The sequence below is a fragment of the Micromonospora sp. L32 genome (assembly GCF_052068055.1).
Taxonomy (GTDB): domain Bacteria; phylum Actinomycetota; class Actinomycetes; order Mycobacteriales; family Micromonosporaceae; genus Micromonospora; species Micromonospora purpureochromogenes.
This window is the reverse complement of the sequence record NZ_JBQHDD010000001.1, coordinates 166,659-191,846: the sequence shown is the minus strand read 5'-3', so window position 1 is coordinate 191,846 and position 25,188 is coordinate 166,659. Positions and strand designations below refer to the sequence as shown.

Annotated in this window: 23 protein-coding genes and 1 tRNA gene; 10 read left to right on the top strand and 14 right to left on the bottom strand. The window is 72.0% G+C overall.

The window, feature by feature from the left end; translation table 11 throughout:
- Positions 1-6: 6 nt before the first annotated feature.
- The 3 genes from ACTMTB_RS00845 to ACTMTB_RS00835 all read left to right on the top strand — a co-directional run bounded on the left by ACTMTB_RS00845 (position 7) and on the right by ACTMTB_RS00835 (position 1,747).
- Positions 7-417, top strand: coding sequence for a hypothetical protein (locus ACTMTB_RS00845; RefSeq protein WP_441142036.1), 411 nt, complete (start codon positions 7-9; stop codon positions 415-417).
- A 152-nt stretch (positions 418-569) separates the two neighbouring features.
- Positions 570-1,070 carry a hypothetical protein gene (locus tag ACTMTB_RS00840; RefSeq protein ID WP_441142035.1) on the top strand — a complete coding sequence of 167 codons (501 nt, stop codon included), beginning with the start codon at positions 570-572 and terminating at the stop codon, positions 1,068-1,070.
- 113 nt (positions 1,071-1,183) lie between these two features.
- The gene (locus ACTMTB_RS00835; protein WP_441142034.1) at positions 1,184-1,747 is read left to right on the top strand and encodes a hypothetical protein; all 564 of its coding nucleotides are present in this window, start codon (positions 1,184-1,186) and stop codon (positions 1,745-1,747) included.
- A gap of 261 nt (positions 1,748-2,008) precedes the next feature.
- Here the strand turns inward: ACTMTB_RS00835 and ACTMTB_RS00830 are convergent.
- A tRNA-Thr gene (locus ACTMTB_RS00830) sits at positions 2,009-2,082 on the bottom strand.
- A 366-nt stretch (positions 2,083-2,448) separates the two neighbouring features.
- Between ACTMTB_RS00830 and ACTMTB_RS00825 the strand changes: the two genes are divergently transcribed.
- The gene (locus ACTMTB_RS00825; protein WP_441142033.1) at positions 2,449-3,540 is read left to right on the top strand and encodes an ABC transporter ATP-binding protein; all 1,092 of its coding nucleotides are present in this window, start codon (positions 2,449-2,451) and stop codon (positions 3,538-3,540) included.
- Between the two features lie 83 nt (positions 3,541-3,623).
- On the opposite strand, the gene rlmB is transcribed toward ACTMTB_RS00825, so the two are convergent.
- Positions 3,624-4,751 (bottom strand): 23S rRNA (guanosine(2251)-2'-O)-methyltransferase RlmB, encoded by a 1,128-nt coding sequence (rlmB, locus tag ACTMTB_RS00820; protein WP_357608131.1) that lies wholly within the window; start codon positions 4,749-4,751, stop codon positions 3,624-3,626.
- Positions 4,751-6,166 (bottom strand): cysteine--tRNA ligase, encoded by a 1,416-nt coding sequence (gene cysS, locus ACTMTB_RS00815; RefSeq protein WP_441142032.1) that lies wholly within the window; start codon positions 6,164-6,166, stop codon positions 4,751-4,753. Before cysS ends, rlmB begins: the two co-directional genes overlap by 1 nt.
- 285 nt (positions 6,167-6,451) lie before the next feature.
- Here cysS and ACTMTB_RS00810 point away from each other — a divergent pair, with 285 nt between their 5' ends.
- Together ACTMTB_RS00810 and ACTMTB_RS00805 are read left to right on the top strand one after the other, a co-directional pair.
- Positions 6,452-7,060 (top strand): IclR family transcriptional regulator, encoded by a 609-nt coding sequence (locus ACTMTB_RS00810; RefSeq protein ID WP_441142598.1) that lies wholly within the window; start codon positions 6,452-6,454, stop codon positions 7,058-7,060.
- 210 nt (positions 7,061-7,270) lie between these two features.
- On the top strand, positions 7,271-8,398 hold the full coding sequence (locus ACTMTB_RS00805) for a DUF559 domain-containing protein (RefSeq protein ID WP_441142031.1): 1,128 nt from the start codon (positions 7,271-7,273) through the stop codon (positions 8,396-8,398).
- A gap of 147 nt (positions 8,399-8,545) precedes the next feature.
- On the opposite strand, the gene ACTMTB_RS00800 is transcribed toward ACTMTB_RS00805, so the two are convergent.
- From ACTMTB_RS00800 to ACTMTB_RS00790, 3 genes are all read right to left on the bottom strand, one after another.
- Positions 8,546-10,225, bottom strand: a complete 1,680-nt coding sequence (locus tag ACTMTB_RS00800) for a S8 family serine peptidase (RefSeq protein WP_441142030.1) — start codon at positions 10,223-10,225, stop codon at positions 8,546-8,548.
- An 86-nt stretch (positions 10,226-10,311) separates the two neighbouring features.
- Entirely contained in the window at positions 10,312-11,004 is a 693-nt protein-coding gene (locus ACTMTB_RS00795) for an HAD family hydrolase (protein ID WP_441142029.1), read from the bottom strand.
- Between the two features lie 13 nt (positions 11,005-11,017).
- Positions 11,018-11,977 carry an EamA family transporter gene (locus tag ACTMTB_RS00790; protein ID WP_441142028.1) on the bottom strand — a complete coding sequence of 320 codons (960 nt, stop codon included), beginning with the start codon at positions 11,975-11,977 and terminating at the stop codon, positions 11,018-11,020.
- Positions 11,978-12,059: 82 nt separating this feature from the next.
- Here ACTMTB_RS00790 and ACTMTB_RS00785 point away from each other — a divergent pair, with 82 nt between their 5' ends.
- Positions 12,060-12,605 carry a CGNR zinc finger domain-containing protein gene (locus ACTMTB_RS00785; protein ID WP_357909340.1) on the top strand — a complete coding sequence of 182 codons (546 nt, stop codon included), beginning with the start codon at positions 12,060-12,062 and terminating at the stop codon, positions 12,603-12,605.
- Here ACTMTB_RS00785 and ACTMTB_RS00780 read toward each other — a convergent pair.
- From ACTMTB_RS00780 to ACTMTB_RS00770, 3 genes are all read right to left on the bottom strand, one after another.
- Positions 12,565-13,137 (bottom strand): GNAT family N-acetyltransferase, encoded by a 573-nt coding sequence (locus tag ACTMTB_RS00780; RefSeq protein WP_441142027.1) that lies wholly within the window; start codon positions 13,135-13,137, stop codon positions 12,565-12,567. The genes ACTMTB_RS00785 and ACTMTB_RS00780 overlap by 41 nt on opposite strands.
- Before the next feature lie 160 nt (positions 13,138-13,297).
- Positions 13,298-13,480, bottom strand: coding sequence for a DUF397 domain-containing protein (locus ACTMTB_RS00775; protein ID WP_441142026.1), 183 nt, complete (start codon positions 13,478-13,480; stop codon positions 13,298-13,300).
- On the bottom strand, positions 13,471-14,283 hold the full coding sequence (locus ACTMTB_RS00770) for a helix-turn-helix domain-containing protein (RefSeq protein ID WP_441142025.1): 813 nt from the start codon (positions 14,281-14,283) through the stop codon (positions 13,471-13,473). The genes ACTMTB_RS00775 and ACTMTB_RS00770 overlap by 10 nt, the downstream gene beginning before the upstream one ends.
- A gap of 424 nt (positions 14,284-14,707) precedes the next feature.
- Here ACTMTB_RS00770 and ACTMTB_RS00765 point away from each other — a divergent pair, with 424 nt between their 5' ends.
- Positions 14,708-14,986 carry a hypothetical protein gene (locus tag ACTMTB_RS00765; RefSeq protein WP_441142024.1) on the top strand — a complete coding sequence of 93 codons (279 nt, stop codon included), beginning with the start codon at positions 14,708-14,710 and terminating at the stop codon, positions 14,984-14,986.
- Positions 14,987-15,066: 80 nt separating this feature from the next.
- Here the strand turns inward: ACTMTB_RS00765 and ACTMTB_RS00760 are convergent, their stop codons facing one another.
- Together ACTMTB_RS00760 and ACTMTB_RS00755 are read right to left on the bottom strand one after the other, a co-directional pair.
- Positions 15,067-16,476 (bottom strand): class II fumarate hydratase, encoded by a 1,410-nt coding sequence (locus ACTMTB_RS00760; RefSeq protein WP_441142023.1) that lies wholly within the window; start codon positions 16,474-16,476, stop codon positions 15,067-15,069.
- 44 nt (positions 16,477-16,520) lie between these two features.
- On the bottom strand, positions 16,521-17,273 hold the full coding sequence (locus ACTMTB_RS00755; protein WP_441142022.1) for a tetratricopeptide repeat protein: 753 nt from the start codon (positions 17,271-17,273) through the stop codon (positions 16,521-16,523).
- Positions 17,274-17,555: 282 nt separating this feature from the next.
- Here ACTMTB_RS00755 and ACTMTB_RS00750 point away from each other — a divergent pair, with 282 nt between their 5' ends.
- Positions 17,556-19,955, top strand: coding sequence for a DNRLRE domain-containing protein (locus tag ACTMTB_RS00750; RefSeq protein WP_441142021.1), 2,400 nt, complete (start codon positions 17,556-17,558; stop codon positions 19,953-19,955).
- Between the two features lie 66 nt (positions 19,956-20,021).
- Here the strand turns inward: ACTMTB_RS00750 and ACTMTB_RS00745 are convergent, their stop codons facing one another.
- The 3 genes from ACTMTB_RS00745 to ACTMTB_RS00735 all read right to left on the bottom strand — a co-directional run bounded on the left by ACTMTB_RS00745 (position 20,022) and on the right by ACTMTB_RS00735 (position 23,836).
- On the bottom strand, positions 20,022-21,689 hold the full coding sequence (locus tag ACTMTB_RS00745) for a fumarate hydratase (protein WP_441142020.1): 1,668 nt from the start codon (positions 21,687-21,689) through the stop codon (positions 20,022-20,024).
- A 91-nt stretch (positions 21,690-21,780) separates the two neighbouring features.
- The gene (locus ACTMTB_RS00740; RefSeq protein WP_441142596.1) at positions 21,781-23,187 is read right to left on the bottom strand and encodes a hypothetical protein; all 1,407 of its coding nucleotides are present in this window, start codon (positions 23,185-23,187) and stop codon (positions 21,781-21,783) included.
- Positions 23,188-23,344: 157 nt separating this feature from the next.
- Positions 23,345-23,836: an Lrp/AsnC family transcriptional regulator gene (locus tag ACTMTB_RS00735; protein WP_154941420.1), complete on the bottom strand. Its 492-nt coding sequence runs from the start codon at positions 23,834-23,836 to the stop codon at positions 23,345-23,347.
- Positions 23,837-23,982: 146 nt separating this feature from the next.
- Between ACTMTB_RS00735 and hppD the strand changes: the two genes are divergently transcribed.
- Positions 23,983-25,188, top strand: a complete 1,206-nt coding sequence (hppD, locus tag ACTMTB_RS00730; RefSeq protein WP_154941418.1) for a 4-hydroxyphenylpyruvate dioxygenase — start codon at positions 23,983-23,985, stop codon at positions 25,186-25,188.

Genomic DNA, 25,188 nt, shown 5'->3' with positions numbered 1-25,188 from the left:
TCCGAGATGGTTACCGCCGCCAGCACTGTCCAGACCGCCGACGACGCCAAGCTGCTCCGCTTCGCCCTCAAGCAGGACGCGATCGGCTCGGGTGCCAACGGAGTCGTCTACCTCGCCGCCGCGGCGATCTTCGGCGAGATGTTCGGCCTTCCCGCCGCGTTCCTCTACCCGATCGGCGCGTTTCTGGTCGCTTTCGCGGCCGCTCTGCTCTCCCTCGCGTCGAAGCCGACAGTGAGCAGGCCCGCCGTGGGTGTCGTGATCGCTGTCAACATCGCATGGGTGGTCGCGAGCGTGGAGCTGCTCATCGCCGGGTGGTTCCCGCTGACCGGCCTCGGCACCGCACTTGTGATCGCACAGGCGGTGGTGGTCGCCGGCTTCACCGCTCTGCAGCTCGCCGGTCTCCGCAGGACGGTCTGAATCCGCTGCGCCTCCGGTGCCCGCCCGGGGACGAGCGGGCACCGGTGCGCGTCGGGACGCTGGAGCCACCGCCAGGGTGGCATCGACGCTGAGGGCGGGATGTAACAAGGACCTGATCAGCCGCGCCTGTAGCGAGGTGAAGTCACGCCTGGATGAAGGGCACGGCTGTGTCTGATGTTTCCGCGATCGCGCGCGAGCGGGCAGCGCTGACGACCATTGCCGACGCGATCGTGGCAGCGTCCGTCGGTCGCGGCCTGTGGGTGGCCCTGGACTGCCCGAATACCCACCTTGCCCTTGTCGACCACCTGGCGCAGGCGTTGCACGCTCGCGGCCGGGCCTGCCGTTGTCTACCCAACGAGCCGAACCCCGACGACGCAGGCGGCTCGCCGCGGGATCGGCAGGAGCACGGTTCGACCATCGTCGTGATCACGAGCGGGTTGGCCACCGAGACCGACCGCTTCGCACAGCGCGTCAACATCAGCGTGACTGCCCCTACCACCAGGGCACCCGGCGGGAACGCCGGCTACCGAGAGACCGGCGGCGCCCCTTCGGGGGAGAGCGGTGAACCCCACATCATCCTCGACTACGGGGATCCCGGCGGGCCCGTCATCCGCTACCTGGCGTCCCACCTGACGACAGGCGACGGGCAGTGACGCCTCGGCGCTCTGCCCCGTCCACTCCAATGTGAAGTTTCCTCCAAAGGTTTGCCCTGCCAGCCGCGGGTAGGAACTGGACGCAAGGCAACCGACAAGGAAGGAAACAGCTCATGCGCTTAGCACGCCTCGGCACCACTGTCGCTGCGCTCGCGGCGGGAGCGGGTCTCGTCCTCGGCGGGGCCGGAGTGGCTCAGGCCGCCCCGGTGACGCAGCAGGCTCCGGCCGTCGCACCCGCCGCGTCCGCGTTGGCCACCCCGGTCACGGGGAGCTTCACTGACGCTCTCGGCGGTACCGGCACCTTCGCCGGTACGTTCACGCCCACTCGTTTCGTCAACCAGAACGGCCAGCTCGCCGCCGTCGGCACGCTCACCGGCACCCTGACCAACTCGGTGGGGACCACGCTCGGCACCGTGACGCAGCAGGTCACCACGCCCCTGCAGGCCAGCGGTACCTGCGACATCCTGCACCTGAACCTCGGGCCGCTGGATCTTGACCTGCTCGGCCTTCAGGTCCACCTGGACGAGGTCGTGCTGGACATCACCGCCCAGCAGGGTCCGGGCAACCTTCTCGGCAACCTGCTCTGCGCGGTCGCCGGCCTGCTCGACAACCCTGGCGGTGGCGCGCTGAACGGCGTCGTCGCCCTGCTCAACCGGATCCTGTCCCTGCTCGGCTGAGCATCAATACCGCACCACTCGGGGAGCTGAGGGTAAAGGCCGCCGGCAACAGCCGGCGGCCTTTACCGCGTCCGCGGCGAGCTGGTCGGTCTTCGCTGGTCGGATGTCGACCTGGCCGAGGGCGCACTGCGAGTTGAGCAGACCGTGCAGCCGGTTGCCCGTCAGGCGCTCGGCAAGCTCCACGGGCGGCTGTCCTGCCCCCGGCTGCTGTCAACCGGTCGGCATGCGGCAGCGTCCGGTGGAACTGCCTGGTGGAATCGGAGCCCCCGGCCGGGATCGAACCGGCGACATCTCGCTTACAAGGCGAGTGCTCTGGCCAGCTGAGCTACAGGGGCGCGTGCGTCGACGTCAGCATAGCGACTGGTGTCCGGAAATCCCGCTCGGCAGGTGTCCCGAGCACGGAAAACGTCAATTTCCCGACCCCCGGGTCCGACGCATCGCCGTGGCTCACGCGGCCGCCTGTGCCGATTGATGCCCGGCCGTGCCCGACTGCCCGGAATGCGTATGCGGTCGATCCCACCCGCTGTCCCCTGTCTTGGCAGGGTCGGGAAAGCCGTTTACCGTGCAGTGACACGGACGACACCCCTGATCGGCTCCGGCCGCCCGGGGGACGTCGCCCGAGGACCGGCACCGAGGGTGCCGGTGGCTCCTTCACTCGGATCGTCCGGCACGTTCCTGCCGGTGAAAGGAAGCGCACCACCATGGCTACGGTCACGTACGCGAAGGCGTCCCGGATCTACCCGGGCACCGAACGCCCCGCGGTCAACCAGCTCGACCTCCAGATCGGCGACGGGGAGTTCCTCGTCCTGGTCGGCCCGTCGGGTTGCGGTAAGTCCACCAGCCTGCGGATGCTCGCCGGCCTCGAGGACGTCGACGACGGCGCGATCTACATCGACGACCGGGACGTCACCCACCTGCCGCCGAAGGCCCGCGACATCGCGATGGTCTTCCAGAACTACGCCCTCTACCCGCACATGTCGGTGTACGAGAACATGGCGTTCGCGCTGAAGCTGCGCAAGACCTCCAAGGACGAGATCGACCGGCGGGTCAAGGAGGCGGCGGGGCTGCTCCAGCTGGAGGAGTTCCTCAACCGCAAGCCGAAGGCGCTCTCCGGTGGCCAGCGCCAGCGGGTGGCCATGGGCCGCGCGATCGTCCGCGAGCCGCAGGTCTTCCTCATGGACGAGCCGCTGTCGAACCTCGACGCCAAGCTCCGGGTGCAGACCCGTACCCAGATCGCCTCGCTGCAGGCCAAGCTCGGCATCACCACGGTCTACGTCACGCACGACCAGGTCGAGGCGATGACGATGGGTCACCGGGTGGCGGTCATGCTCGACGGCGTGCTCCAGCAGGTGGACACCCCCCGTGCGCTGTACGACACCCCGGCCAACGTCTTCGTCGCCGGCTTCATGGGCTCCCCCGCCATGAACATCAAGACCGTGCCGCTGAACGAGCAGGGCGCCGCCTTCGCCGACCTGCAGATCCCGCTCACCCGGGAGCAGATCGCCGCGGCCAAGGAGGAGGGTGGCGACGGCAAGGTGACCGTCGGCTTCCGCCCGGAGGACTGCGACCTGGTCAGCCCGACCGAGGGCGGCATGCCGGTCGTGGTCGAGTTGGTCGAGGACCTCGGCTCGGACGCCAACGTCTACGGGCACGCCGCGCTCGAGGGCGCGAACGAGCGGTTCGTCGTCCGCACCGACCGGCGCACCATGCCGAACATGGGTGACACCGTGTTCGTCAAGCCGCGCGCCGGACGCAGTCACGTCTTCCACGCCGTCACCGGCAAGCGGATCTGACGTACCGGCTGCACTGACGTACGCGAAAGGGGCGGTCCGCTTCGGCGGGCCGCCCCTTTCTCGTCTGCGCGTGCGCGGGTGGGTCAGACCTCGGCGGCGCGGCGCCGGGCCACCTCGGCGAGGGTGACCGCGGCGGCGACGCTGGCGTTCAGCGACTCCACGTCGGAGATCATCGGGATGCTGACGGTCAGGTCGCAGGTCTCGCCGACCAGCCGGGACAGCCCGCGCCCCTCCGAGCCGACCACCACGACCAGCGGGCCGACGGCGGCTTCCAGGTCGTACAGGTCGGTTTCGCCGTCGGCGTCCAGGCCGACCACCATGAAGCCGGCGTCCTGGCAGGCCTTCAGCGCCCGGGTCAGGTTGGTGACCTGGGCGACCGGCACCCGCGCGGCCGCGCCGGCGCTGGTCCGCCAGGCGGTCGCGGTGATCCCGGCGGCCCGCCGCTCGGGTACGAAGACGCCCTGCGCGCCGAACGCGGCGGCGGAGCGGATCACCGCACCCAGGTTGCGCGGGTCGGTGACCCCGTCGAGGGCCACCAGCAGCGGGGCGGTGTGCTCCACCGACGCGGCGATCAGGTCCTCGAACGGCTCGTAGGCGAACGGCGGCACCTGGAGGCCGACGCCCTGGTGCAGCACGCCGCCGGTCATCCGGTCCAGCTCCGCGCGACTGATCTCCAGGATGGCGATGCCCCGGTCGGCGGCGGTCCGGATGATCTCGTTGACCCGGTCGTCCGCGTCCATGCCCTGCGCGGTGTAGAGCGCGGTCGCCGGCACCTGCGCGCGCAGCGACTCCAGCACCGGGTTGCGGCCGACCAGCAGCTCCGGGGTGTCCTTGGCCGGGTTGGACTTGCGCCCCGGCGCGACCCGCGGGCCGGTCCGGCCGGCGGGCTTGCCGCCCCGACCGCCGGTGGGACGACCCGCCGGAACGCCCCGGCCACCACCCTTGCCCCAGGTGGTGTCCTTGCTGCCCGGCTGACCGATCTTGGGCGCGCGCCCCTCCTCGGCCGCCGCGCGGCGCTCCTTGTCCTGCTTCCAGGCGGTGCGCTGCGGCAGCTTCTCGGTGCCCGAGTACGCCTTGTGCCAGGGCCGCTCGTCGGCGGGCAGGGTCCTGCCCCGGCCGGCCAGAGCGTCCTTGCCCTTGCCGCCGGTGCCCTTCGGGGCGCCCGCCTTCGGCGTCAGTCGCCGGCCACGGCGCTGTGAGTTGCCGGCCATCAGTCCTGCTCTCCAATAGTCCAACGGGGGCCCTGGGGGGTGTCCTCCACCACCACGCCGGCCTGCTTGAGCTGGTCGCGTACGGCGTCGGCGGCGGCCCAGTCCTTGCGGCCGCGGGCCTGGGCACGCTGCTCCAGGGCCAGCGCGACCAGGGAGTCGACCACGCCGCGTAGGTCGTCGGCGCGGTCGCCGCCGGTCCATGCCGGGTCCAGCGGGTCAACCCCCAGGATATCCAGCATGGCGCGAGTGGAGGCCAGGGTCGTGCGGACGGTCACATCGTCGCCGGCGGTCAGCGCGGTGTTGCCGTCCCGGACCACCTCGTGCAGCACCGCGAGGGCGGCGGAGGTGTTCAGGTCGTCGTCCATCGCCGCGACGAAGCCAGTCGGCAGCTCGCCGAGCTGCCCGCCGCCGACCCGCTCGGCGGCCCGCTGGACGAAGCCCTCGATCCTCCGGTACGCCACCGCGGCCTCGCGCAGCGCGTCCTCCGAGTAGTCGATCCGGGAGCGGTAGTGCGCGGCGGCGTAGTAGTAGCGCAGTTCCACCGGGCGCACCCCGAGCGAGTCGACGTACGTCAGGTCGAGGGCGTTGCCGAGCGACTTGCCCATCTTGGCGCCGCCGATGCTGAGCAGGCCGTGGTGCACCCAGTACCGGGCGAAGGGCATCCCGGCGGCCTGGGACTGGGCGATCTCGTTCTCGTGGTGCGGGAACGTCAGGTCCAGCCCGCCGCCGTGGATGTCGAACTCGGCACCCAGGTAGCGCCAGCACATCGCCGAGCACTCGATGTGCCAGCCGGGGCGGCCCCGGCCCCACGGCGACGGCCAGTAGGCGTCGGCCGGCTCGTCCGGCTTGGCGCCCTTCCAGAGCGCGAAGTCGCGCGGGTCGCGCTTGCCGCGCTCGGGGGCGTCCCCGGCGGACTGCATGTCGTCGGGCGACTGCCCGGACAACGACCCGTACGCCGGCCAGGAGGCCACGTCGAAGTAGACGTCGCCGGAGCCGTCGGTGGCCGGGTAGGCGTGCCCGGTCTCGATCAGCTCGGCGATCAGCTGGTGCATCTCCGGGATGTGCCCCGTGGCGCGCGGCTCGTACGTCGGCGGCAGCACGTTCAGCGCCCGGTACGACTCGGCCAGGATCAGCTCGTTGGCGTACGCGATGGACCAGAACGGGCGGCCCTGCTCCATCGCCTTGACCAGGATCTTGTCGTCGATGTCGGTCACGTTGCGGATGAAGTTGACCTCGTAGCCGGCGGTGAGCAGCCAGCGGCGCAGCACGTCGTAGTTGACGCCGGAGCGAAGGTGGCCGATGTGCGGCGGGGCCTGGAGGGTGAGACCACACAGGTAGACCCCCACCTTGCCGGCTTCCCGCGGGACGAAGTCCCGCACCGATCGGGTGGCGGTGTCATACAGGCGTAGCGTCACCGTACAAGGGTAGCCGTCCACGCATTCCGGGGTCGCCCGGAGCCGGGTCGTACGCTGCGTGCTGTGGAGACGACGGCGAGGTCCGGCGAGCCCGGGGACGCGGCGGTCCGGGCCGGAGCCGGTGCGACGGAACGGGTCGGCGCCGGGGCGACGGAACGGGACGGCGTCGGGGCGACGGAACGGGACGGCGTCGGGGCGACGGAACGGGTCGGCGTCGGGGCGACGGAGCGGGACCGGACGGCGGGCGGCGAGGCGGCGGGCCGGCCCGGGGAGACGGCGCAGACCCTGGACCGGGGCCTGCGGCTGCTGCACCTGGTGGCCGACGCTCCCGCCGGGCTGACCGTGACCGAGGCGGCGAACCGGTTGGGCATCGGCCGGGCGGCCGTCTACCGGCTGGTCGGGGCGCTGACCGGGCACGGGATGCTGCGCCGGGACGGCGACGGCCGGCTGCGCCTCGGGGCCGGCGTGCTGCACCTGGCCCGTCGGGCCCAGCCGCTGCTCGCCGAGGGGGCGCTGCCGGCGCTGCGCCGGCTGGCCGAGCAGGCCGGCGCGACCGCGCACCTCACCGTGGTCGAGGGCGGCGAGGGGGTGGCGCTGGCGGTGGTCGAGCCGAGCTGGACGTCGTTCCATGTGGCGTACCGGACCGGTGCCCGGCACCCGCTGGAGCGCGGGGCGGCCGGCCTGGCCATCCTCGCCGGCCGGTCGGGAGTGGCCGACCCCGTGAGCACCGTCGGGGAACTCCAACCCGGGGCGTACGGGGTGGCGGCGCCGGTGCTGGGGGTGCCGGGCCTGGAGGCGAGCGTCGGGGTGGTGGCGCTGGCCCCGCTGGACGCTGACACCGTCGGCGCGCAGGTGCTCGCCGCCGCCCAGTCGATCGCCGCCGCCCTCTCCTGACCTGCCCCCCTTGGTCGCTCCCCGTTTGCGGCGAGTCGGGGTGTCCCAGAGCGTCGACACGCCAACACGCCGCAAATCGAGTGGATCAAGCACGCGGCGCCCATAGCAGAGCCGGCCTGCCGGCGGGCTTTCTCCACAGGGCGGCCAGAGTGGCGGCGCGTTGTCCACAGGGGCGTCGGGAAGCGGATCCCGGTCCCCACGCTAGTCGGCATGCCTCCTCTCGCACACCGGCCGCGCCTGCTGGCCTGGCAGGTCTTCCGTGGCTCCGACGCGGTCCGGCACGGGGTGCTGAGCCCCGACCAGTTGCGCAGCTCCGCGTGGGTACGACTGCGTCACGACGTCTACGCCGACGCTCGCCTCGAACGGGACCACGGGTTGGCCTGCCGAGCAGTGTCCTTGCGGATGCCCGCCGGGACGGTGCTCGCCGGGCCGTCGGCGGCCTACCTGCACGGCGTCGAGCACGCGGCGGGATTCGCCGACGACGTCCACGTCCTCGCCCCATGGGCGACGAGCGTCCGTAGTCAGCGCGGCGTGCGGGTCCACACGACGCTGGCGCCACGACGGGCGGGCGATACCGTCGCGTCGGGCCGACTCGGGCGACGACTCACGCCGGGTGCGGTGATCGGCGGCCCGCCCATGCTCGGTGCGGTGGTCGGCGGCCCGCCCATGCTCGGTGCGGTGGTCGGCGGTCCGCCCATGCTCGGTGCGGTGGTCGGCGGCCCGCCCATGCTCGGTGCGGTGGTCGGCGGTCCGCCCACGCCGCGCGGTGGCCTCCCGCCGAGCGGCCCACCGTTCTTCCGCGCGACCGACATGTCGCCCTGGTCGCATCCGGCTGTCGCCGCCTGGGAGACGGGCGCCTGGCTGGATCCGGTGCGGGCGGTGGGCATCGTCGACTCGTTGCTCGCCAGCGGGCTGACCGACCGCGGCGCCCTCGCCGAGGTGGCTGAGCGCTTCGCCGACCGCCCCGGTGGTCGACGGGCCCGCCGAGTGTTCGACCTGGCCGACCCGGGAGCGCAGTCGCCGCCGGAGTCCCACCTTCGGGTACGCCTGGTCCTCGCCGGCCTGCCCCGGCCGGTCACCCAGCACCCGGTCCGGTCGCCGTCCGGCCTGGTGCTGCATCCCGACCTGGCCTGGCCGGAGTTCCGGGTGGCGGTGGAGTACGACGGCCAGTGGCACGCCGACCCCGACCAACTGCACCGCGACCGACAACGCCTCAACCAGTTGGTGGCCGCCGGCTGGATCGTGCTGCACGTTACCGCCCGCCGCCTCCGCAACGACTTCGCGGCGCTCCTCCGCGAGATCCGAACCGCCCTCGCCGCCCAGGACTGGCGGCGATGACCGCCCCCGTTTGCGGCGTGTCGCACCTTCCGCCCACCAGGACACCCCGACACGCCGCAAACGGGGGGCGGAGAAAGGCGGCCCAGGAGACGGGGACGGCGGAGGGCCCGGGCGACGGCAGTCGCCCGGACCCTCCCTGGAGCTGCGTTACGGCTGGACGTGCGGCTTGAGCGGGCTCCTCACCGCGGCGTACGCGTCGACGACGCCGTACCCGTAGAAGCCGTTGAAGTTCAGCGAGCCGGCGCAGTACGCGTCGAACTCGGCCGAACGGCCCTCGTTGGTGTAGGTCTGCAGGCGCGGCTCGGGGCAGGCGTGCTCGGCGGCGGTCCGGTAGAGGTGCCGCTCCACCAGGTCCGGCGCCAGGCCGAAGCCGTTGCGGCCCTGCTTCTTGCCGAACTTGCTGACGATCAGGCCGGCGATGCCGCTGACGTGCGGCGACGCCATCGAGGTGCCCTGCAGGTAGGTGTAGTACCCGCACTCACCGTCGGTCGTGCACTGCTTGAAGACCGAGTTCTCGAAACCGGCGACGATGTTGCCGTCCTCGTCGACCGACCCCTCCTCCTGGAGCACCTTCTTCGGGTACGTGGAGAGGATCATGTTGGCGTCGGTGCGGTAGGTGTCGGTGCCGAAGCCGTCCCGGAACCAGCCACCCGGCGCGGAGACGGAGATCTGCTCGGTGCCGTAGTTGGAGTAGTCGGCCTTCTTGCCGGACGGGCCGAGGGCGGACACGCCGATCACGTGCGGCCCCTCGACCGGGAGGTCCCAGCAGCTGTTGTTGTCGATCGGCCGCGGGTACGGGGTGGAACCGTAGTCCGGGCTGGAGACGTCGGTCCGGGGCGCACCGAGGTCCTCGTGGTTGTTGCCGAGCGAGCCGACCAGGGTCACGCCCTTGCGGTGGGCGTAGTCCAGGGCCCGGGTCATGGCCTTGATGATCGCCCGCTGCTCGGCCTGCGCCTCCGGCGAGTCGGCCGGGTTGGCGGTGCAGTTGTAGAGCCACGGGTCGACGTAGAAGGACATGTTCACCACGTCGATGCCGGCCTTACCGGCGTACACCAGGGCGTTGACCACCGGGTCGAGGAAGAAGTAGCCGGAGTCCTGGCCGCCCTTGAGCTCGACCAGCGAGACCTTCGGGGCGACACCGGAGAGGCCGAAGCCGTTCGCCGCGGCGCCGATCGTCCCGGCGACGTGGGTGCCGTGCCCGCCGTCGTCGGTGCCGACCGGGTCGAGGCAGCTCGCCACCTCGCAGGCGCCGTCGACGTCCGTCTTGTCCGGCGCGAAGTTGCGCGACAGCGACCAGTTGAAGTTCGGCGCGAGGTCCGGCTGGCTGGCGTCGACGCCCGTGTCCAGGATGCCGACGGTCACCCGACGGTCACCCGGCTCGATCTTCCGGGCCTGGTCGGCCCGGATCATGTCGAGACCCCAGAGCTTGTCGTCCAGCGGGTCGAGCTTCTTGCCGTGCCCCTTGGCGACTCCCTTGGCCTGGGTGAGCAGGTGTTCCTGCTCGACCCGGTCCAGCTTGGGCTTGCGGCCGATGGCCTTCTGCTCGGCGGCGCCGATCAGCTCGCCGGCGGCGGTCGCCCGGCTGGCGAAGTCGGCCCGGTCGCTGGTCACCTGGAACAGGCCGACGTCGTCGGTACGGGACACCACGGTCCCGCCCGCCGACCGGATGGCGGCGATGGCCGCGTCCGCCGAGACGCCGTCCTCGGCGACCACGGTGAAGGTCCGGGTGCTGGTCGGCTCGGCGTTGGCCGGGGCCACCAGTCCGGTCACCGTGAGTGCCAGGGTCGCCGCGGTCGCGACGGCCCCGGCGGTGAAGCGCTTGCTCACCACATCAGATCCTCTCGTTGAGGGACGTGGCAGCCATCAGACAACACCGATGCGGGTTGCGCCAGACGGCCGTCCGGAATGGACGCTTATCCGGCTTTGACCGGCTGGAGGGCGGCCAGCGCGGCCGGGAGCGCGCCCAGGCCGGTGATCTCGGCGTCGGGTCGTACCCCCGGCGGGCAGGGCAGGCCGAGCCGGTTGAGCCAGATCCCGCGCAGGCCGGCGCGCTGCGGGCCGACCACGTCGTGGGCGGGCGAGTCTCCGACGTACGCGATCTGCTCCGCCGGCACGCCAGCGGCCTCGATGACCGCCGCGTAGAACCCGGGGTCGGGCTTCTTCGGCAGGCCGTCGTCGTGCGCGTACCGCTCGAAGGCGAACTCGCCGGCGAGCCCGCAGCGTTCGGCGCGGCTGTTGCCGTTGGTGGCGTAGCCCAGCCGGAACCGGCCGCGCAGCATGGCCAGCGCGGGAAGCACGTCGGCGTAGGGCCGGGTCAGCGCGAACCGCCGGGCGAAGAAGCGCGCCGCCAGTTCGTCGAGGCGGTCCACCAGGCCGGCCCGCGCCAGCGAGCGGGCCAGCGCGGCCCGCCGGATCTCCTGCACCGGGGCGGCGCTCATCGCACCGAAGACCGCACCCCAGTCCGACTCCAGGTCCGCGAGCGACACCTCGGCCGCCGCCGGGGTCAGCCGCCGCATTTCTTCGAGTACGGCCACCAGGCCGCCGGTGACCGCCGGGCGCAGGTCGAGCAGGGTCTCGTCGGCGTCGAACACCAGCACGGTCAGCACGGCACCGACCATCTCACGTCAGGGCGGGTTCCTCGGCCGGGGTCTCCGACCGTTCCACCCGGTCGCCGCGCAGCTCGTCGAGGCGGACCAGCGCCACCCCGGCGACGATCAGCGCGCCGCCGAGCAGTTGCACCACGGTGGGCAGTTCGCCCAGCACCAGCCAGGCGATGAGCACCGCGAACATCACCTCGGTGAGCCCGACGAAGGACGACAGCCGGGCGCCGAGGATCCGGGTCGCCGCGATACCGGCCTGGTACGCGATCACCGCGGCGACCAGCGACAGCCCGACGATCGGGACCAGCCAGCTGGTGCGCTGCCCGGCGAACTCGACGTCGCCGAAGGTGGCCCGCAGCGGCAGCACCCCGACCAGCCCGAGCAGGGCGAGGACCGCGGCGCCGATCGCCATGCCGCCGCTGGCCATGGCGACCGACGGCAGCGCGGGGTCGACCCGGGCGGCGAGCACGAAGTAGCCGGCCAGCCCCACCCCGGCCCCGAGCCCCCAGAGCACACCCACCGGGTCGAGGCGGCCGGTGCCGGTCACGTCGAGCACGAAGGCCAGGCCGGCCAGCGCGGCGACCGAGCCGACCACGGTGAGCCGTCGGGGACGCTGCCCGTGCACCAGCCACATCCAGGCCACCACCAGGATGATGCCGAGGTACTCCAGCAGCAGGGCCACGCCGACCGGCAGGTAGCGGACGGCGTTGAAGAAGCACGCCTGGGCGGTGGCGACGCCGAGCAGGCCGAAGACGCTCACCGGGCCGAGGGTGCGACGCAGCACGGCGCCCTTGCCGCGCAGCGACAGCACGGCCGGCACCGCGAGCACCAGGGCGGCGATCCCGACCCGGGCGACGACGACCGCCTCGGCCGACCAGCCGGCGTCGATCAGGGAGCGGGCGAAGGTGCCCGAGGTGGCGAAGGTGACGGCTGACAGCAGGGCCAGCCCCAGGCCCGCGCCGGCGGATCGTTCGTGCATCGGGCTCTCCTCGCCGGTGGTTGTCATGACCGAACAACGCCTATGCTGGTGACGCTAACGGCCGACTCTGACAGGAGTCAAGTTGCTTTTTGCCCATGACACCGAATGTGGGTTGATCGCCGCGACCGCCCTGGTCAACACCGACGACCCCGAGGACGAAGGGCTCCCCGACGTCGCGGCGCTGGACCGGTTCGTCGTCACCTACGGCTGGACCGGCCGGCACGAACACACCGAGGCCGAGCTGCGGGCGGTACGCGACCTGCGCCCCCGGCTGCGCCGGATCTGGCACGCCGACGTCGACGAGATCGTCGCCGTCGTCAACGAACTGCTCCGGGAGTCCCACGCGCTGCCGCAGCTCATCCGGCACGACGACGAGCCGTACCACCTGCACGCGGTGCCCCGGGACGCGCCGCTGGCCACCCGGATGGCGGTCGAGGCGGCGATGGCCCTGGCCGACCTGGTCCGCGCCGGCGAGCTGGGCCGGCTGCGGATCTGCGCCCACCCGGACTGCGAGAACGTGCTGGTCGACCTGTCGAAGAACCGGTCCCGCCGGTTCTGCGAGGCGGGCTGCGGCAACCGGGCCGCGGTCAGCGCGTACCGGGCGCGGAAGGCGGCCACTCGCTCCTGAGCAGCTCGTACTCCACCTCGCCGTGCTCGGTCCCCGGGGCCGGGTCGTCGAAGTGCAGGTGGAAGGTGCGCACGTACCGCAGGCCGGACTTCGCCATCACCTGCCGGGAGCGGGTGTTCACCGCCATCGTCTCGGCCCAGATGCGCCGGACGTCCAGCTCGATGAAGGCGTACCGGATCAACGCCCGGGAACCCTCGGTGGCCAGGCCGCGCCCCCACGCGCCACGGCGCAGCCGGTAGCCCAGCTCCGCCTCCTTACCGTCGTCGGACGGGTCGAGCGCGAACCAGCCCAGGAAGTCGTCGCTCTCCCGGTCCTCCGCGGCCCAACGCCCCAGCCCGGGGTGCTCGTCGTACTGGCGCAGCAGCCGGGGCAACTGCTCGTCGCGCACGGTGGCGCGCGGGGTCGGCCGGCCACCGGTCAGGAAGCGCATGACCTCCGGGTCACTGTCCAGCTCGACGAGGTGGTCCACGTCGTCGGGGGTGAACCGGCGCAGCCGCAGCCGCTCGGTCTCCAGCAGCACGTCAGCGGTCATGCCGGGATGATGCCGCGCCCCACCCGAACCGGTCGACCGATATCCCGCGCCGCCGCGTGGCCAGTCCCATGATCGGGTCGCGATTTCCGAGAAGACACGCCGCGCCGGGTGGCGGAAGTTGCTACCCGATCATGGGCAGCCCGACCGGCGCAGGGTCACCTCAGCGCGGCGGCGCGGCCACGAAGACCCGCCACGCGTACGGGTCGAAGGTGAGCACCGGACCAGCCGGATCCTTGCTGTCCCGCACCCCGACGACGCCCGGCAGATTCGTCGACACCTCGACACACTGGTCGTTGGAACCACTCCGACGGCTCTTACGCCATCGGGCGCCGGTCAGCTCCATGACTCCGCCAATTCCCTCAACCGCTCGATCGACTCCTGCGGTGGCAACGCCGCGCCGAGCGTAACCTCCCAGGTCCGTTGCAGGCGCATGAGATCAGTCGGGCGGTCCAGCTCCTGCCCGCCGATCTGTCCACCGAGGAAGGCGAGCTCCACATCGTCAGCCAGGCTGGCGAGGATGAACGGGCCGTTCAGGCCCGGGTACTCCTCCGCCGAGGACGGGACGACATGAAGTCGGATCAGTGGGTGCTCGGTGGCGAGGCGGGCAAGGTGGAGAGCCTGATCGCACATCACCTTCCGGCCACCGACCCGTCGACGCAGAACCGCTTCATCCATCACAGCGACGAGGCGCGGAGGTCGTTCGGCGTAGAGCACTCCCTGGCTGTTCATCCGGTCGGCCAAGCGCCGCTCAATCTCATCGGGATCGAGCAGGGGGTCCGACTCGAAGACTGCCCTCGCGTATGCCTCGGTCTGCAGCAGACCCGGTACGTGCAGTGGGTCGAACCAGCGCAAAGCCCACGCCTCCGCCAGGATCGCGCGCCAACCGCGTAGCCACACCTGTGCCTTGTCCAGGCTGACCAGTTCGGTGAGCATCCGGCCGAAGAGGCCACCCGTATCCAGGGCCTTGTCGACCAGTTCGAGGTACTTGGCCGTGGGTTGCTGCTGGCCCAGCTCGACCGCGCTCACCATCGACGCCGAGTAACTGACCGCCTTGGCCAACTCGTCCTGGCTCCAGCCTCGACGCATCCGCGCCCGGCGCAGCTCGGCGACCAGGAAGGCAGTCGCCGTCATCCGCCCGTCCGCCATCCCAGCCGCCCTCCAGCGCCCCGATGATCGACTCCAGCGCCGCGCCAGCCGGCCGGGACCGAAGCACACGGCACCTCTCGGAACGGGCGCAAACCCTTCCGAACGTAGTGGGTTCATCACCAGACTGTGAAGAGCGACACCGCGCGGCCAACCCTCCGGCAGCGCCGGTGTCGTGTGGGACCGCCCGCTCCCCCGGCCGGGCGGTCCCACCGACCGGGGGAGACGACGCAGCCGTTTCAGCCTCGTAGGGAGTCCACATGCCCCGGTCCGCCTGGCAACCCTGGTCCTCGCGTACGCCTCTGCCGGCGGAGGGGCCGGCACCAGACCCGGCCGGCCGGCTCACGCCAACCTCGTCCCGGCGGCTCGTCTCCGCGTCGTCCGGGCGGCACACCCCGGGGTCGTCCGGGCGGCCCGGCCACGGCCCGTGGTGAGCGGCGCGGCCCACCCGCATCTGCCGCTGCGCCCGCTCTGGATCTGCCGGACCTGCGCCGCGCCGTGGCCCTGCGCGACGGCCCGGCTCGCCCTCATCGCCGAGTACGCCCACGACCGGGTCGGGCTCAGCGTCTACCTCTGCGCGGTGCTGCACGACGCGGCCGCCGACCTGTACCGACTCCACCCGCACGACGGACCGGACCCGGCGGCCCTCTTCGGACGCTTCCTCGCCTGGGTCCCCCGTGGCCAGGCGACGCCGGAAGACCGCTGATCCACTCCGTTTGCGGCGTGTCGCGGTGTCCCACCGCCAGGACACCGCAACACGCCGCAAACGGGGTCAGGGGTCAGGGGTCAGGGGTGGGTCATGCGGAGGAGGTCGAGGGCCTCGTCGAGCTGGGTCTCGCTGAGCTTGCCGGAGTCCACGTGGCCCCGCGCGATCACCACCTCGCGGATCGAGATCTGCTTCGCCAGCGCCTCCTTCGCGATCGAGGCGGCCTCGTCGTACCCGAGGTGGCGGTTGAGCGGGGTGACGATCGACGGCGACCCCGCCGCGTACGCCAGGCAGACCTCGGCGTCCGCGACCAGACCGACCACCAGCCGGTCGGCGAAGAGCCGGCTCGACGCGGCCAGCAGCCGGATCGACTCCAGCAGGTTGCGGCCCATCACCGGGAGCATCACGTTCAGCTCGAAGTCGCCCTGGGAGCCGGCGAAGGCGACCGTCGCATCGTTGCCGATCACCTGCGCGCAGACCTGCCGCATCGCCTCGGCGACCACCGGGTTCACCTTGCCCGGCATGATCGACGAGCCGGGCTGGAGGTCGGGGATGCGCAGCTCGCGCAGGCCGGCGCGGGGGCCGGAACCCATCCAGCGGATGTCGTTGGCCATCTTGTAGAGCCCGACGGCGACGGTACGCAGCTGCCCGGAGGTCTCCACCAGCGCGTCCCGGGCGCCCTGCGCCTCGAAGTGGTTGCGCGCCTCGGTCAGCGGCAGTCCCGTGGAGGCGCGCAGCTTCTCGATCACCTTCGCGGCGAAGCCGAGCGGGGTGTTGATGCCGGTGCCCACGGCGGTGCCGCCCAGCGGCAGCTCGGCCAGCCGGGGCAGCGCCCCCTCCAGCCGCTCCACGCCGTAGCGGACCTGCGCGGCGTACCCGCCGAACTCCTGCCCGAGGGTGACCGGCGTGGCGTCCATCAGGTGGGTACGGCCGGCCTTGACCACCGTCTCGAACTCCGCCGCCTTCTCCTCCAGCGCGCCGGCCAGGTGCTTCAGCGCGGGCAGCAGGTCCTCGACCACGGCCTGAGTGGCGGCCAGGTGGATGGAGGACGGAAAGACGTCGTTGCTGGACTGCGAGGCGTTGACGTCATCGTTCGGGTGCACGTCCCGGCCCAGCTCGCGGCCGGCCAGGGTGGCGATCACCTCGTTGGTGTTCATGTTGGACGAGGTGCCCGAGCCGGTCTGGAACACGTCGATCGGGAACTGGTCGTCGTACCCGCCGTCGGCCACGTGGGCGGCGGCGGCGGCGATCGCGGCGGCGACGTCCGCGCCGATCACGCCCAGCTCCCCGTTGACCTGCGCGGCGGCACCCTTGATCTGGGCCAGGGCCTTGATCTGGGCCGGCTCGATGCCGCGCCCCGAGATCGGGAAGTTCTGCACCGCGCGCTGGGTCTGCGCCCGCCACAGCGCCTCGGCGGGCACCTCCACCTCGCCCATCGAGTCGCGTTCGATCCGGTAACCCGCTGCCTCTGGAGTCGTCACGCGTACCATCCTGCCGCGCTGGTCGGCGGCCCGCAGGGAAAGCGGGTCGGGCTTCAGCCCAGCTCGGCCAGCAGCTCCGCGGTCGGCTGCTGATCGGGTGACTCGATCTGACGGAACAGCGCCAGCGCCCGGCTGGCGTACGTCCGCGCCTGGGCCCGGTCGGTGCCGCGCAGGCAGCGGGCCATCCCGTCCAGGGCCCGCGCCTGCTCGTAGCGGGCGGCGAGCCGGGTGGCATCGGCGAGTACCCGGCGGTGCAGGTCGAGCGCGCTGGCGACGTCACCCTGGTCGAGCAGTGCCCGGGCCAGCAGGTTGCGCGAGCCGCACTGCCCGATCCGGTCGCCGACCTCCATCATGAGGACCAGCGCCTCCCGGTGAAGGGCGGCAGCCGCGTCCGGCCGGCCGGCCCGGCGCTCGGTCAGCCCGATCTCGTTGAGCATCTCCCCCTCACCGAACCGGTTGCCGGCACTCCGCTTGAGGCGGAGACCCAGCCGCAGCAGCCGGTGGGCCGGCTCCCCGTGCCCCAGCCGTTGGCGGATCATCCCGAGGTGGGCGATCGCGTGCGCCACCTGGCGCGCGTCGCCGACCTGGCGCGCCAGTGACAGGTGCCGGCGGCTGACCCGCAACGCCTCGTCGTACCGCCCCGCCAAGAAGTGGGCGAAGGCCAGGTTGTTGAGCAGGTGGCTCAGTTGACCCAGCTCGTCTGGTCCCTGGTACATGGCCTTGGCGGCCTGGTAGCACGCCAGCCCTTGTCGGATGTCCCCGTTGGCGGTGTGGGAGGTCGCGAGATTACCCAGAGTGTTCCGCACCTCGTGGTGCAATCCGAGGCGCCGCCAGAGGTCCAGCGCATCCGACGGGGGCGGTGCGCCCGCCCGGGGTGGAACATCCGGGCGGGCGCACCGATGTCGATGACGACCGGCGAGTCCTGGCCCACGCCCGCAGCGAATCGCCCCTCCGCGGTCCCTCACATCGGTCGATGCGGGCTGACCGAAAGTCGGGCGCGCCCCGGACACTCACCTACTTAAGATCATGCAAATCTCTCCACTCTCCTCGGAGGCTTCACCTTGCAGTTCAACGGGGGTTCCCCCGGCGTGTCCACGGCACGCCGGCGGCGCGTATCGCGCCGGTTTCTCAGCACGGCCCTCGCGGCCCTGCTCACCACCACGGGCGCGCTGGCGGCGACCGGGCAGCCGGCCGCCGCCGGTTTCACCCGCTGGGTCACGCCGACCAGCGCCAGCTACACCGACGTCCACCAGCCGACGCGGGCCTTCCCGGTCGCCGCGGGCGAGGCCCTGCCGGTCGGCACCTGGGTGGCCGACGGTGACAAGCACACCTCCCGGGCCTACTTCAGCTTCGACCTCACGCCGTACCGGGGCAAGGAGATCATCAGCGCCGAGCTCCAGACCGGCGAGACGTCGGTCGACGACTGCACGAAGCCGCGCGAGCTGGAGCTGTGGCGTACGGACACCCCGGCGGACGCGCCGACCTGGGCGGACGCCCCGGCGGTGCGGGAGAAGGTCGGCAACCTGGGCGCCACGGCGACCCGCTGCCCGGCGGGCTACCTGGAGATGCTGGTCACCGCGGCGGTGCAGCGGGCGGTCGACGAGGGGCGGGACTCGCTCACCCTGATGGCCCGGGTGGCCGGGGACCACGAGGAGGGCAAGCACTTCGGCCGGCGGATCGAGCAGCCGGGCATCTCGCTCAACGCGAACGCCGCGCCGGACGTGCCGGGCAAGCTCACCGTCTCCGGTCTGGCCTGCGCAGAGGGGCTGCGGATCGGCACCACCACGCCGACCTTCTCCGCCGAGGTGACCGACCCCGACAGTACCGACGGCTTCGCGGGCGACCACGTCACCGCCACGTTCGCCTGGTGGCCGGTCGACCACCCGGAGCAGCGGACCGAGTGGACCTCGTACTCGAGGTACGCGCCCGCCCGCTTCACGTACTCGGTCCAGCCGGGGCTGATGGTCGACGGCGGCACGTACGCCTTCGCGGTCAAGGCCGCCGACGAGCGCGCCGCCTCCGGCTGGTCGCCGGAGTGCCGGTTCACCGTCGACACGAAGGTCCCGCCGGTGCCCACGGTCACCTCGACCGACTACCCCTCCGGCTGGAACTGGCCCGGGCACGGCGGGGTCGGCATCCCCGGCCGGTTCACCTTCACCGCCAAGGCCGACGACCTCGCGGGCTTCCGCTACGGCTTCTGGGGCGCGACCACGTATGTCGCCGCCGACGGGCCGGGCACGGCGACCGTCTCGATCACCCCGGAGCGGGACGGGCCGACCCGGCTGTACGTGCAGACCGTGGACAGGACCGGCAACCGTTCCCCCGACACCGTCTACGAGTTCGTCGTGCGCAACACCGCGCCGACGGTCACCGACGGCAACCCGGACGGGCGGCTGGGTCAAGCCCGCACATTCACCTTCGCGCCGAACATGACGGACGTGGTGGAGTACGTCTGGCAGCTCAACGACGGGCCGGAGCACACGGTGACCGCCGACGGCGAGGGTCGGGCCACGGCCTCGGTGACCCCGACCACCGCGTGGAACACCCTGCACGTCCGCAGCCGCACCGGAGGCGGGCTGGTCTCCGGCGACGCCGCAGTCAACTTCTACGTCCGGACCGAGCCGCTGGTCAGCTCGGCGCAGTGGCCGCTGGACGGCTCGGTCGGCGCACCGGTCGGCACGAAGGGCAGTTTCGTCCTCAAGCCCGGGATGGACGGCGTGACCGAGTACGTCTACTCGTTCAACTGGGGTGAGCAGAAGACCGTGCCGGCGGGCGAGGACGGCTCCGCGACGCTCAGCTACACCCCGGAGTCGGCGTACTACCACTCCATGCAGGTGTTCAGCCGGACCGCGGACGGCGTCGAGTCGGCAACCGCCGATCTGTCGTTCGAGGTGGCCTCGCGTGCCCCGGTCGCCGAGTCCACCGTCTACCCGCGCAACGCGACCGGGGGCGGCCCAGGTGTGCCCGGCACCTTCACCTTCCGCCCGCACCCGGACAGCGCCGGGATCACGTCGTACGTCTACACCTTCCGTGGCGAGCCGGAGCGGACCGTCGAGGCGGGACCGGACGGCACGGCCACCATCCAGTGGACGCCGAGCAGCCTCGACGAGATGTGGGGCGGTTGGATGGAGCTTCAGGTGCGGGCCCGGACGGCGGACGGGGTGACCACCGACCCGGACTTCTACTCGTTCCAGGTGGACCCGCTGAGCCCGATGGTCTCCTCGGACGTCTTCGTCTGGGGCGGCAGCGCAACGGTCGGCCAGACCGGTGACTTCCTCTTCACCGCCCAGCTCCCCGGCACCACCGAGTTCGTCTACTCCTTCGACGGGGGGCCGGAGCGCACCGTGCCGGCCGACGCGGCGGGCACGGCCCGGGTCACCTGGACCGCCGAGTCGGCGTACAGCCATGACCTGACCGTGCGCAGCCGCACCGCGAGCGGGGTGACCTCCGGCTCGGCCTACTACAGCATCTGGATCGACCAGGGCTGACCGGCGGCACGACGAAGGGGCGCCGGGTGGGATCCCACCCGGCGCCCCTTTCGCGTACGTCGAAGCTCAGCGGCGACCGACGGTCAGCACCGGCTTGGTGACCTCGGCGAAGAAGTCGTTGCCCTTGTCGTCGACCACGATGAACGCCGGGAAGTCCTCGACCTGGATCTTCCAGACCGCCTCCATGCCCAGCTCCGGGTATTCGAGCACCTCGACGTGCTTGATGCAGTCCTGGGCGAGCCGGGCCGCCGGGCCGCCGATCGAGCCGAGGTAGAAGCCGCCGTGCTGCTGGCAGGAGCGGGTGACCTGGGCCGAGCGGTTGCCCTTGGCGAGCATCACCTGGGAGCCGCCGGCGGCCTGGAACTTCTCCACGTAGGCGTCCATCCGGCCGGCGGTGGTCGGGCCGAACGAGCCGGAGGCGTAGCCCTCCGGGGTCTTTGCCGGGCCGGCGTAGTAGACGGCGTGGTCGCGCAGGTACTGCGGCATCGGCTCGCCCGCGTCCAGCCGCTCGGCGATCTTCGCGTGGGCGATGTCCCGGGCGACGACCAGCGGGCCGGTCAGCGACAGCCGGGTCTTCACCGGGTACTTCGCCAGCTCGGCGCGGATCTCGTCCATCGGCCGGTTGAGGTCGACCTTGACGACCATCTCGGCGTCCAGCGTCTCATCGGTGACGTCGGGCAGGAACCGGGCCGGGTCGGTCTCCAGCCGCTCCAGCCAGACCCCGGACGGCGTGATCTTGGCGACCGCCTGTCGGTCGGCGGAGCAGGAGACGGCGATCGCCACCGGGCAGGAGGCGCCGTGCCGGGGCAGCCGGACGACCCGCACGTCGTGGCAGAAGTACCGGCCGCCGAACTGCGCGCCGATGCCGAAGTTGCGGGTCAGCTCCAGCACCTCCGCCTCCAGCTCCAGGTCACGGAAGCCGTGCGCGGTCATCGAGCCGGCGGTGGGCAGCGCGTCGAGGTACTTGGCCGAGGCGTACTTGGCGGTCTTCAGGGCGTACTCGGCGGAGGTGCCGCCGATGACGATGGCCAGGTGGTACGGCGGGCAGGCCGCGGTGCCGATGAGCCGCAGCTTCTCCTCCAGGAACTGCATCATCCGCGTCGGATTCAACAGCGCCTTGGTCTCCTGGTAGAGGTAGGACTTGTTGGCCGAGCCGCCGCCCTTGGCCATGAAGAGGAACTTGTAGGCGTCCGGGTGCCCGTCCGGGTCCTCGGCGTAGAGCTCCACCTGGGCCGGCAGGTTGCTGCCGGTGTTCCGCTCGTCCCACATGGTCAGCGGGGCGAGCTGCGAGTAGCGCAGGTTGAGCCGGGTGTACGCCTGGTAGACACCGCGCGAGATCGCCTCGGCGTCGGCGCCGTCGGTGAGCACGTGCCGGCCGCGCTTGCCCATCACGATCGCGGTGCCGGTGTCCTGGCACATCGGTAGCACGCCGCCGGCGGCGATGTTGGCGTTGCGCAGCAGGTCGAGCGCGACGAACCGGTCGTTCGGCGAGGCGGCCGGGTCGTCGATGATCGACCGGAGCTGGGCCAGGTGCGCGGGGCGCAGGAAGTGGGCGATGTCGTGCATCGCCTCGGCGGTCAGCGCGGTCAGCGCGGCCGGCTCCACGGTGAGGAAACGACGGCCACCCGGGCCGTTGACGACATCGACGCCCTCGTCGGTGACCAGGCGGTACTCCGTCTGGTCCGGACCGGTCGGCAGCAAGGGGGCGTACGAGAACGCGGCGGCACTGCTCATGACGGGAAAGCCTAGGGCAGACCGGTCGATCGGTGGCACCCGCCGGGTGCGTCGTGGGATGCCGCTCTCACCCGGGGCGGGCCCGCCGCGCTCACTTGTCCTCGTCACCCGGGTCGGGGCAGAGTTCCCGCTTCGGCCCGCAGTCCGGCTGGTCCCCGGGGCCGCCCCCGGTGGCCGGGCCGGGGGAGCTCCCGGTGTCGGGGTCGGGCACACCCTCACCGTCGGGCGGCGGCTCGGCGCCACCACCGCCGAACCGGACGTACCCGATCTCCCGCCCCTCCCCGATGATCATGCCGTTCGGCCCGACCGCCAGCGCGTTGGCGCTGGTCCGCAGCACCACCAGTTCCCGACCGGTCCGCGGGTCGAGCGCGACCAGCCGGTTCGGCTTCTCCTGGGTGACGATCGCCGCGTACGGGGTGAGCGCCGCGCCCGCCCGGTCGCCGGCGGGACGGTTCCAGCGGACCCGGTCGACGCCCAGTTCCCGGCCGACGACGGTGTCCTTGTCGGCGGTGCGCACCAGCGCGTACCGGTCGTCGACGGCGAGCAGCTTCTCGCCCTCCGCGTCGACGAGCAGCAGCCGCCCGTCGTACCCGTCGATGACCGCCTCCCGGCCGTCCGGCGCCACGCCGATCAGCACGTTCCGCGCGCCCTGCGGGTCCTCCCGCTGCACGCAGCCGGCGCTGTCGGCGGTGCGCAGGTTGAGCCCGGCCTTTCGCCACGCCTCCTGGCCGGTGGCCGGGTCGCGGGCGGAGATGACGTACTGGCAGGTGCCGTCCCGGGAGACGGCGCTGATCCGCAGCATCCGGCCGCCGATCACGGCGAGCCGCTCGTCCCGCCCCGGCTCGACGTTCTGCACCACCCGCCCGGTGGCGGTGTCCACCACGTGCACCCGGCCGTCGACCGGGAAGCCGAGCAGCGGCGGCACCGACTCGGGGCCGGCCACCCCGCCGTCGATCCGGGGCGCGGTGAGCCGGCGGGTGCCGAGCAGGTTGGGGTTGTCGGCGAACAGGCCGGTGCTGACCCCGGGCAGGAACGCCGTCCAGAGTGGTCGGGTGCCGCGCGGGTCCCAGGCGGTCAGGGTGCAGTCGGTCGGCTCGACGCAGTGCGCGTCGAGCAGCATGTTCCGGTACGTCCAGACGGCCACCGCGTCGTCGTCGCGCCGGCGCACCACCCCGGTCGTCGGGTCGAGCAGTTCGTACCCCTTGACCAGCAGCTTGCCCACGGCTACCACCGGGTCCCGGGTCCCGCCGGCCACCGCCGCCCAGTCCGCCTTGCGCTCCCACAGTTGGGTGCCGGTGGCCAGGCTGCGCGCCTCGACCCGGGTCCGCTGCTCGATGACGACGGTGTCCCCGGCGATGGTCACGCTCTTCGGGGTGCCGCCGATGCGCTGCTGCCAGACCACGTCCGGGTCGGAGATCGGCTGCCGCCGGTCGACCCAGTCCCAGATCGCGGGGAACGGGTTCCAGACCCCGGTGGCGGCGAGCACGACCACGGTGATGAGCCCCAGCAGCAACCAGCCGCGTACGCCAAGGCCCTTCACACCGCACACGGTAGCGACGATCACCGAACTCCCCCGGCCCCGCGCCGGAGTGTCGCCGCCCTTTCTGCGCGTTGGCGCCGGGCGCCGGGGCTGTCCGGCGCGGGAGCGCGGGGCGTCAGCGGGGCGCGGCGGCGGAGCGGACCAGGGGCAGGACGCGGTACGGGATCTGCTCGGCCAGCGCGATGATCGTGGAGGCGCGGCGGATGCCCTCGTACGAGACGATCTGGTCGATCACCCGCTGGAGGTCGGTGTTGGACCTGGCGACGATCCGGCAGAGCAGGTCGCTGGAGCCGGTGATGGTGTGCGCCTCCAGCACCTCGGGGATGGCCGCCAGGTGGGCGGTGACCGCGTCGTGGCCGTGCCGCTGGCTGATCTCCAGGGTGACGAAGCTGGTCACCCCGAAGCCGATCGCGGCCGGCGAGACGTCCGGCCCGAAGCCGCCGATCACCCGCCGCTCGACCAGCTTGTCCAGCCGGGCCTGGACGGTGCCCCGGGCCACCCCGAGCCGGCGGGAACACTCCAGCACCCCGATCCGCGGCTCGTCGGCGAGCAACTGGATCAACCTGGCGTCCAGTTCGTCGAGCTGTACATCCTGTCCAGCGTTCATGTTTCAACACCCTACCGAATGTGCAGGATGACCAGCCGAAACCGCGACGGTTGCCCAGTGCGCCGGATCACCGCGATCCTCCTGGCAAGAGCACCGGAAACACCGCGGCGGCCCACGAGGCCGGCCGGTACGCAAGGGAGGACACCATGACCCAGGCGATCGACCGACCCCAGTCGACCGAGGAGGTCGACGTCGACGCCCTCGTCGGCGCCGTCGACCACGACATCACCCGGGACCCGTTCCCGGTCAAGGGCCTCGACCACGTGCACTTCCTGGTCGGCAACGCCAAGCAGGCCGCGCACTACTACTCCACCGCCTTCGGCATGACCTGTGTCGCGTACCGGGGGCCGGAGCAGGGCTACCGGGACCACGCCCAGTACGTGCTGACCAGCGGCTCGGCCCGGTTCGTGCTGACCGGCGCGGTCCGCCCGGACGCCGCCGGCGCCGACCACGTCGCGAAGCACAGCGACGGCGTCTCCGACATCGCGCTGGAGGTGCCGGACGTCGACGCCGCGTACGCGCACGCCACCGCCCAGGGCGCGACCGGCCTGGTCGAGCCGCACGACGTCACCGACGAGCACGGCACCGTGCGGATGGCCGCCATCGCCGCCTACGGCGACACCCGGCACACCCTGGTCGACCGGTCCCGCTACACCGGCCCGTTCCTGCCCGGCTTCGTCGCCCGCGGCCCGATCGTGGACCGCCAGCCCATGATCGACGCCGGTATCCAGCCGAAGCGCTTCTTCCAGGCGGTCGACCACGTGGTCGGCAACGTCGAGCTCGGCCGGATGGACGAGTGGGTCGAGTTCTACAAGCGGGTCATGGGCTTCTCGAACATGGCCGAGTTCATCGGCGACGACATCGCCACCGACTACTCGGCGCTGATGAGCAAGGTCGTCGCCAACGGCACCCGCAAGGTGAAGTTCCCGCTCAACGAGCCGGCGATCGCCCGCAAGAAGTCGCAGATCGACGAGTACCTGGAGTTCTACCAGGGCCCGGGCGCCCAGCACATCGCCGTGGCCACCAACGACATCCTGGCCAGCGTCGACGCGATGCGGGCCGCCGGCGTCGAGTTCCTGGACACCCCGGACTCGTACTACGACGACCCGGAGCTGCGCGCCCGGATCGGCGAGGTCCGGGTGCCGATCGAGGAGCTGAAGTCCCGCAAGATCCTGGTCGACCGGGACGAGGACGGCTACCTGCTCCAGATCTTCACCAAGCCGGTGCAGGACCGCCCGACCGTCTTCTTCGAGCTGATCGAGCGGCACGGCTCGCTCGGCTTCGGCAAGGGCAACTTCAAGGCGCTCTTCGAGGCGATCGAGCGGGAGCAGGAAGCGCGCGGCAACCTGTAA